Source organism: Paenibacillus ihuae (assembly GCF_001368795.1).
Taxonomy (GTDB): Bacteria; Bacillota; Bacilli; order Paenibacillales; family Paenibacillaceae; genus Paenibacillus_AQ; species Paenibacillus_AQ ihuae.
This window is the reverse complement of sequence record NZ_LN831198.1, coordinates 2,350,966-2,359,086: the sequence shown is the minus strand read 5'-3', so window position 1 is coordinate 2,359,086 and position 8,121 is coordinate 2,350,966. Positions and strand designations below refer to the sequence as shown.

The window sequence follows — 8,121 nt, the reverse complement described above, 5'->3', positions numbered from 1 at the left end:
GCCGTATGGTGCGCTGTCAGCTGCTCATCCGCTTCCCTTACAGAAGCGTAAAAAGCCTCGCTGCCCGGCCTGGACCAGTCCAGCAGGCGGAAGGCCCGGTCCAATACGGTCTGCAGCTCCTGCTTCAGCGGATTACTGCCGCCAAGCGATTTGTATACGGCCAGCATCGCCCGGCCGGTGTAATAGAGATTGTCGGCCGCGTCGTCAAGCCATGCAAGCTCCGCCCGTTTGATCCGGTGCTCCTGCGGCACCGGCAGTCCGCCGCCTTCAATGCCCGACCATAACCGGAAGGTAAAGCTAACGGCCGTACCGGCGGTATCAGGCTCCAGAAATACCTCCTGGTGATTGGAGTCCACCCCCTGATACGGCTTCCCGTTCAGAAACAGCAGCGACTCAAAGCCGCTGTTATTCCCGCTGCCCGTGCGTCCGAAATCGAACAGGCCGACAATACGTTTGCCCTGCCAATGTGCCGGTACCTCTACCGATTTGTGCAGCCAGAGATACATATCCCGCCCGGTCCAGTAATCACCGACCCGGTAGGGATCTCCCTGCTTCATGTCCGGCGGGTATACACCGTTAGCCCCCTCCTTGTCTTCAAGTCCAAGCCATTCCGTTAAGACAACTGCCTCACGGTACCGGTAGCGTTCAAATTCGGCAATTCGTGCACCAAGCTTCTCATCTGTCCAAAACAACGCTTTCAGCCTCCTTTGTATAACACGTGTTATATACTAAAAAAGAAAAGGCAATCCTGTAAGCGGTTATGCCAATTCCCGTGCGGTCCGGCTGAGGACCGGGTCCGCTTTTTGAATAAACCATTGAATATACTTAATATGCGTATCCAGTAGTACTTCTCCTGATCTTTTAAACCAAACGTTATGCACTCTCTCCCGGTCTCAAGACCGCCGGCAGCCATTGTTTGCCCGGTTCGCCAGCTTGCCCCTGTTCCAGCTGTTTCAGGATGCAGCGAACGGCTTCCTCGCCCATACGTACATAAGGAATTTCTACACAGCTCAGACGGGGAACACTCAGGCGGTCGCCTTGGATGGTATTATCCGCGGCCATAACCTTCAGCGTATCGCCTATGCTGAGACTGAGCTGTCGGGCTGCACGGTAGAGGTCTGGAACCGTACTTGACCAGTTCAACAGCACCGGCGGCAATTGGTTGCCGGTCTGCGCCTGAAGCTCAGTCAGCCAGCTGATCCAGCCTTCCACACCTTCCCGCTCATCCATCCGCCGGATCTGAGTCTGATGGCCATGCCGGCTGCACCATTCCTTATAGGCGTTGCGGCGGTTTTTCTCAGACCAGTTCATCCGTCTGCCGTCTGTCCCGTGATGTACTTCAGCATATACCGGCCCCGTCTTGCGATCTGCTTCATCCCTGCACAGATAATCCAGTGCTGTAAGCACACTGCCTCTATAATCTGCCAGCACAGAGTGGACCCCTTCTGTCTCTGCGTATCCTTCCACGGATACGTAGGGAACACCGGCGTCGTGCACTTTAGCAGCCCAGTCTGCACTGCGGTAGCTGGTATTGTCCAGCGTTACAATACCGTCAATCTTGCGCTGGTGATACAGATCCAGCAGCGCGCTCCTGGCTTCCCCCGGCCTCCGCTCTCCCGGTGAGCAGAGCAGAATGTGGTATCCGGCCGCTTCACATTCCCGCTGCATCCCTTCCAGCAGCCGCATAAACAGCGGGTGTCCGGTGTCACCGAATGCAGCCAGTGTCATGCTGCGGCCGGTCTTCATGCTGCGCGCCTGGGCATCCACGTGATAGTTCAGCTCTGCAATCGCGTGCAGCACCGCCTCCCGGGTCTGGGCGCTTACCCCGATGCCGGGTGTATCGTTCAGCACAGCGGATACAACGCTGCGGGATACGCCCGCCAGCTTGGCTACATCATGGCTGGTTACTCTTTTTTTGCTCATATCAGCACCTCGGCAAAAGTATAACACGTGTTATAACTTGCGCATAGACCCATTTTTGCATTAAAGAAATGTCATGGCTGTCGGTGTACCTGCGGGCTAAGTGCTTGGGTTAGGATCAATGGGATAAATCCCTTTAATCCTGCTCTTTCACCCAACTGGGCCTCATTAATGGGATAAATCCCTTTGTTCCTGCTCTTTCACCCCAACTGGGCCATATTAATGGGATAAATCCCGTTGTTTCCGCTCTTTCACCCCAACTGGGCCTCATTAATGGGATAAATCCCTTTGTTCCCGCTCTTTCACCCGAACTGAGCCATATTAATGGGATAAATCCCTTTGTTCCCGCTCTTTCACCCCAACTGGGCCATATCAATGGGATAAATCCCTTTGTTTCTGCTCTTTCACCCGAACTGGGCCTCATTAATGGGATAAATCTAGCTGTGCAGCTTTATAATCTATTGGCCCCTCTCGTTATTTGTGAATTGATGCACATGCATGATAATAGTATAATTCTATTAGTGAATAAGTCTTTATACAGGTACATCCAATGAGGAGGAAGCATCATGGAAGAAGTACGGATTCAGAAAAATGACCGTGCAGTAAGCTTTAGAGTGATTGAAGATGTCGGAGAATATATCGTATTTGATATGTCAATGACCGGCCCCGCCCGGAACCGGACGAGTTATAGCGGTGGTGTTTTTCAAGAGGCTTGGCAGGCAGTTGAAGCTATTTTAGGGGAAATCAGCATTCCTGAGGAACTCCGCAAATACGCACACAGATACTAACAAACGGCCCCGAATAGGGGCTTTCTTTGTAAATAGAATCGTAAGCCTGTTCTCATAAGCTGACGGGCTCCCCGCAGCAGAATCAGTTTCATTGCGGTCCAAGCCAAAGTTAAGGTTAACCTCAAAAAGACCAGCCTTTTAAAGGCCGGTCTTTTTTGAATCTCCGAACGTCCGTCTATTCCTCTGTTACTACAACCTTAGTACTTTCCCGCTGCATCACCGGATGCTTCTCCAGTGCAAGCGGCTCTGCAAATTGCACACCCGCAAAGAGCTGGTCGCTGTGCAGCTGCTGCTCTATTCTGTCCTTAGAAGGTTGTACAGTTAGCTGCCTGATGATTACTCCGCTGCTATTCACCAGTTCAATCACAAGCTCCTGCCCAGTCCGGCTTATCCGCAGCTCAGCTCCCGCATCGACCTCTAGCTTCAGCTCGGCAAACGGCGCAATATCGATCACTGCCATGAGTTTGATTCCCTTGAAGCGGTAGATATACAGCTGCTCCCCGCGATTTGCAGAATAATCAGCCTCCAGTGTACCTTCTCCAACTTTTACATGAAATTGGAGATCCGTTAGCTCCTGCGGAATTCGCGGAGCAAGCCGAACTGTATGATGGATCATATCAGGCCGGATCCCTAGGAAATACTGATACCATACACGCAGCTGCTCTGCATTGGACCAGGCCTGCAGATAAGCCCCGGTCAGTTTGGCCCAATTCTCCCCCTCGTGCGGGTAAGCATCCAGATTCTCACTCAGTCCTCCGACGACCCCAAGATGCAGCGCCTGCCAGTTCATATTATGGAATAGCTTATACGCGGTTTCTTCCTGCCCGGCTTCAATCATGCGCTGCATGGCTATACCGTTCAGCCAGGTCCACACGGTCCCGTTATGATAAGCTTCATCTTTATGATACTTCTCTGTCAGATGGAAGGGATGGAAGAACGGATGCTGCCGGTCAAGGGAAGCAACGCCCCAAGGATATACCAGCTCCTCCCATGCAGTACGGACTGCGGCATCTTTAAAGCCACGATCATCGAACATGTCAAAAGCAAACAGCTGATTCGGACGCAAAGAGAACTCCGGCTCGTCAGCAGCATCCAAACGGTCCGCCAGATAAGGATATGACGGATCGCGGAAATCCTGTTCGAAATTGCTTTTTAACCGGTCAGCCAGGCTTCCCCACTGCTCTGCATTCTTCTGATCGCCCATATATTCGGCAAAATACACACCCGCCCGCAGCTGGTGATACCACAGGGCCTGTATATCATTGGCGCGGGTTTCCCTTGGAGAGTAGGAGTTCAGATCAGCATCCCGCGCATCCATCCAGGTCTCATTGTCGTCATGGGTAAGATAGCCTTTGGCATCCACCCAGTGCTTGAGCGAACCCTCGATACTGCTCCTCACCGCCGGGTACAGCTTATCAATGATCTCTGTATCCCCGGAATATTTTACATAGTCCTGCAGCTGGATAATAAACCGCGGTGTCCCGTCGGTGGTATGATAGTCGATATTCTCCGGTGCCAGGATATTCGGAACTCTGCCGTAATATTTTGAAGTCTCATCCGTATTCTGGTATTCGGCAAAGGACATGAGAATATGCTTAGCCGTTTCGAACTGGCCGCTGACCAGTACCGCACCCGGAAGAGCGATGAACTGATCGCGGCCCCAGTATTCATTGAACCAGGGCAGTCCGGCATAGATCCCCTCTCCCTGTTGTCTGGTTACGAGCTGATCCATAGTTAGGCTGAGCCAGCGGAGTGCGAGCGTCAGCATGTCATTGCTGCTGTTAATATAAACATTTTGCTGCAAAAAAACCTCCATACGCTTCATACGCTCAGCCTTCAGCCGGTTTGCATGCGCCTCAGTATCCTGAATTAAGGCAGCGGCTTCAGCTTCTGTCCGGGCAGCGGAAATGTAGAATCCCCCGGCTTCGGCATCTGTATGGAAGACCTTGCTCTGCAGCGATAACGGACGGGCATTTCGGGGACGCAGGGCAATCACCCATTCCCCTTCCATTGCCTTGAAATAAGCGGTATTCCCGCTGAGCTGCAAATACTCCAGCTCTTTCCCTTTTAGAGCAATCCCAATGTCTTTCCCTGCCCCGCTCAGGCTCACCTCAAGCACATTCCGGTAATCAAACAGCCACAGCTCCTCGGTCAGGCTGCCGTGGGTGCGGATCATGGAATAGGGGCTGACCTTAACCGCTGCTTGCTGATTATCCAGCTCCTGATCGTCGGTATATAAGATGTACCCGCCAAAGAGCCGGTTCTTCGCCACATTCAATCCCTCAAAATAAGCGTGTTCAGGATGATCCGTTACATGGGATTGGGTAAAGTAATAGGCAGCTTCTTTATTGGTAAAAGAGACTGCGCGGTTATCCTTCCGTTCAACGGTCATCGTCATATTGTCCAGAATAGACGGTTTCGCACCTGATGTCATGACTGTTCCTCCTGCATAATTTTGTTTACTCCGCTGCCAGCAGCCTGAACGAATAAGATTCCATCCGGATTTCCGCTGCGGTTTCAACCGGATTATCATTGAACAAATCTCTCATTTTCCGTCCTTGCAATTCACTTGGAAGCTCAATATCGGCTGGCTCGCTGGAATTATGGATGAGTACATACAGGCTTCCGCTGCTGCTTTCTTTTTTGTAAATCAGAGTATCGGTTGCTCCCCCTGCGGACAGCCACTCGATATCAATCGCCTTAAACAGCGGATTCTCCTTGCGGAGCCCGATCAGTCTGCGGATCGTTTGATACAGCGCCAGATTCTGCTGCTCCGGCCTCCATGGCATACACTGACGGTTATGATGTTCGTCTCCGGCCAGGCCGACCTCACCTCCATAATAGATGCTCGGAGAACCGCCATAGGTCAGCAGGAAAACATAAGGAAGCTTCACCAGCTCCGGGTCGCCTCCGCAAAAGTGCAGAATCCGCGCGGTATCATGGCTGTCGAGCAGATTGAACATATTCCGCGCTACATGCTTAGGATAGCTGACCAGCAGCTGATTGAGGGCATACACAAAATCCTTAGCAGTATACTGCTCCTGTTCCGGAATATTCGTCCCGAAGTAACGAGTAACCGGCCCTGTGAACTCATAATTCATCACTGCATCGAACTGGTCACCCTGCAACCACGGATTAGAATAGAGCCAGTTTTCTCCGAGTATATAAATATCTTTGCGGATGGCCTTAATCCGTTTCCGGAATTCCCGCCAAAAATCATGGGAAACTTCGTTCGCCACGTCGAGCCGCCAGCCGTCTATATTATAATGTTCCGTCCAATAGACAGCTGCGCTTATCAGATACTCTCTTGCCGCAGGATTGCCGGTATTCCACTTGGGCATCTGGTCCGTATACGCAAACGTCCGGTAATTCAGATGCTCTCCGAAATAATAACCTTCTCTGGCCGCAAGCGCTGTGTCAGGTACCACTGGTTTGTCCGCGTCCAGGATATAGAAGTAGTCAAAATAAGGCGAGCTGCTGCCGTGCTTCAATACATCCTGCCAGAACGGGTGCTCATAGCCGCAATGGTTGAACACCGCCTCAAGCATAACCCGTATACCCCGCTTGTGCGCCTCTTCTACCATCTGCCCGAAAGTCTCATTGTCGCCGAAATGCGGATCAATCTTGAAATAATCCCTTGTATCATATTTATGGGAGCTCGGCGAATCAAAAAGCGGGGTAAAATAAATGCCCGTACAGCCGAGATCACGGATATAATCAAGTTTTTCGCTGATTCCCTGCAGATTTCCGCCGAACTTTTTGCCGTTACCGTCAAGCTGGTCGCTCCCCCATTCCAGAATATCTTCAGAAGGAGCCGCCGTAGCGCTGCGGTTGAACCGATCAGGGAAAATCTGGTACCATACCGTATCAGAAACCCATTCCGGCGCTGTATACAGGTCTTCTTCCAGAATATAAGGATAATGGAAATAGTTCGTATGATCCTTAGGCGGTGTCCACTCTTCGGGAAGCGGAACGAACTCCTGGCAGCCGGCAAAACAAAACTCATGGCCGTCATTCAGCACAAAGCCATACTTAATTCTTCTCCAATTAAAGCCCGTAAGCTCGGCAAACCAGCAATCATGATAACGGGTAACATACTCCTTCTTCATCTTCACATGCTGCATCGTATCTACAGCAAACTCATAGACATGTAAATCCTTGGCTAACGGTTTCCAGTTGAACGGATCAATAGCCAGCAAGGTGACCGACTGGATATCATCTTTTCTCGTTTTGATGCGGATATGCAGGGTCTCCGAATCATAGGCGTATGACAATGCCCCTTTCGGTTCATGAATAAAGGCCGCTAAATCCATAGCAGTACACTCCTCACAGTAGGATTTTAACTTAACTTATACGTTTAAGTGATTTAAGTATAAAGTCCCTGCAGGCGGTCTGTCAATCCGCGGCCGGCAGGGTTATAGGGGTCATCCATTCAACTATGTATGGCTACGATTGCAGAATCTCATCAATCCGCTCCTTCGCACCTTTCCAGGAGGTCATAAGCGGGAATGCATATTCTTCCCGTGCTCTCAGATTCCAGGGATGCGGAATGCACAGTACTTTCTTGCCCTCCTGTACAGCAGGCAGTAGATTATGCGGACCATCGTCAATCAGCAGATCGAAGTTGATCAGATGCTTCCGCTTGCAGGTAAAGAAGTTATCGGCCGGGATAAACGGCATATGCTTTTGCAGCCAATTCCATTTTTCTACGACGGTTTTCGGTACAGCTGCAGTCACAATAATAACATCATAAGCATTATGCAGCTTCTCCATCTCTTCTACTACATGCTCATCGAACAGCTCAAGCTCCTCATACAGCCCCGGTCTTCCGAAAAAGATATCCATCGTGCTGTCCGGATGGCGCAGGTGGTCGCTGTTCCAGTCGAACATATCCTCGTAGCGTAGCAGATGGGTCGGAAATTCATTATTGTTATGATAAATCGCCCGCTTAACGAGATGGCAGATGGTATCATCCATATCGACTGCGATAATTGGTTTTCTCATAGATTGTCTCCTATTTTACATTATATTTTTCTGTCCAGCCCCATACTGACCGTGTCCAGGCGATCCGGAAGCCTGCACGCTCCAGATTATTCTGGCTGGTGGATCCGAAGCCGGCCTGTGCAGCAACAAGCTGACAACCCGCAAGATGAGCTTCGTACAGTCTGCGCTGTATCAGCGCGGTTTGTATGCCACGGTTCCGGTATTCCGGTGCGGTCGCAGCCAGCGTGCAGGAAGCTATACTCCCGCCGATATGCATCACTGCTACTCTGGCCGGGACATCTTCAAGCGCAGCCAGAAACAGCTTCCAGCCCGGTCTGTTCAGTAGTCCAATATTATTGTTCATGAAATGAGGCTTGGCAGATAGCGGCATCCCGGAGCCCAGACAATGAATTTCGGCATAAGCGTCAAA

General features: G+C 51.1%; 5 protein-coding genes and 2 pseudogenes. 1 reads left to right on the top strand and 6 read right to left on the bottom strand.

Features of this window, described 5'->3' with window-relative positions; genetic code table 11:
- Positions 1 to 692, bottom strand: a pseudogene (locus AQR02_RS33990) (alpha-mannosidase); the annotation flags it as partial.
- Positions 693 to 873: 181 nt separating this feature from the next.
- A complete protein-coding gene (locus AQR02_RS10660) occupies positions 874 to 1,923 on the bottom strand; it encodes a LacI family DNA-binding transcriptional regulator (protein WP_054940544.1) in 1,050 nt (349 codons plus the stop codon).
- A 563-nt stretch (positions 1,924 to 2,486) separates the two neighbouring features.
- Between AQR02_RS10660 and AQR02_RS10655 the strand changes: the two genes are divergently transcribed.
- On the top strand, positions 2,487 to 2,708 hold the full coding sequence (locus AQR02_RS10655; protein ID WP_054940543.1) for a hypothetical protein: 222 nt from the start codon (positions 2,487 to 2,489) through the stop codon (positions 2,706 to 2,708).
- Positions 2,709 to 2,883: 175 nt separating this feature from the next.
- Here AQR02_RS10655 and AQR02_RS10650 read toward each other — a convergent pair whose 3' ends face one another.
- The 4 genes and pseudogenes from AQR02_RS10650 to AQR02_RS10635 all read right to left on the bottom strand — a co-directional run.
- On the bottom strand, positions 2,884 to 5,142 hold the full coding sequence (locus AQR02_RS10650; protein WP_054940542.1) for an amylo-alpha-1,6-glucosidase: 2,259 nt from the start codon (positions 5,140 to 5,142) through the stop codon (positions 2,884 to 2,886).
- Between the two features lie 25 nt (positions 5,143 to 5,167).
- On the bottom strand, positions 5,168 to 7,021 hold the full coding sequence (locus tag AQR02_RS10645) for a glycoside hydrolase family 13 protein (RefSeq protein ID WP_054940541.1): 1,854 nt from the start codon (positions 7,019 to 7,021) through the stop codon (positions 5,168 to 5,170).
- A gap of 133 nt (positions 7,022 to 7,154) precedes the next feature.
- Complete coding sequence (locus AQR02_RS10640; protein WP_054940540.1) at positions 7,155 to 7,712, bottom strand: 5' nucleotidase, NT5C type; 558 nt, start codon at positions 7,710 to 7,712, stop codon at positions 7,155 to 7,157.
- A gap of 10 nt (positions 7,713 to 7,722) precedes the next feature.
- Positions 7,723 to 8,121, bottom strand: a pseudogene (locus AQR02_RS10635) (GNAT family N-acetyltransferase); the annotation flags it as partial.

Coding starts and splice junctions, on each gene's coding strand:
- AQR02_RS10660 (WP_054940544.1), bottom strand. CDS start 1,923: ATGAGCAAAAAAAGAGTAACCAGCCATGATGTAGCCAAGCTGGCGGGC.
- AQR02_RS10655 (WP_054940543.1), top strand. CDS start 2,487: ATGGAAGAAGTACGGATTCAGAAAAATGACCGTGCAGTAAGCTTTAGA.
- AQR02_RS10650 (WP_054940542.1), bottom strand. CDS start 5,142: ATGACATCAGGTGCGAAACCGTCTATTCTGGACAATATGACGATGACC.
- AQR02_RS10640 (WP_054940540.1), bottom strand. CDS start 7,712: ATGAGAAAACCAATTATCGCAGTCGATATGGATGATACCATCTGCCAT.
- AQR02_RS10645 (WP_054940541.1), bottom strand. CDS start 7,021: ATGGATTTAGCGGCCTTTATTCATGAACCGAAAGGGGCATTGTCATAC.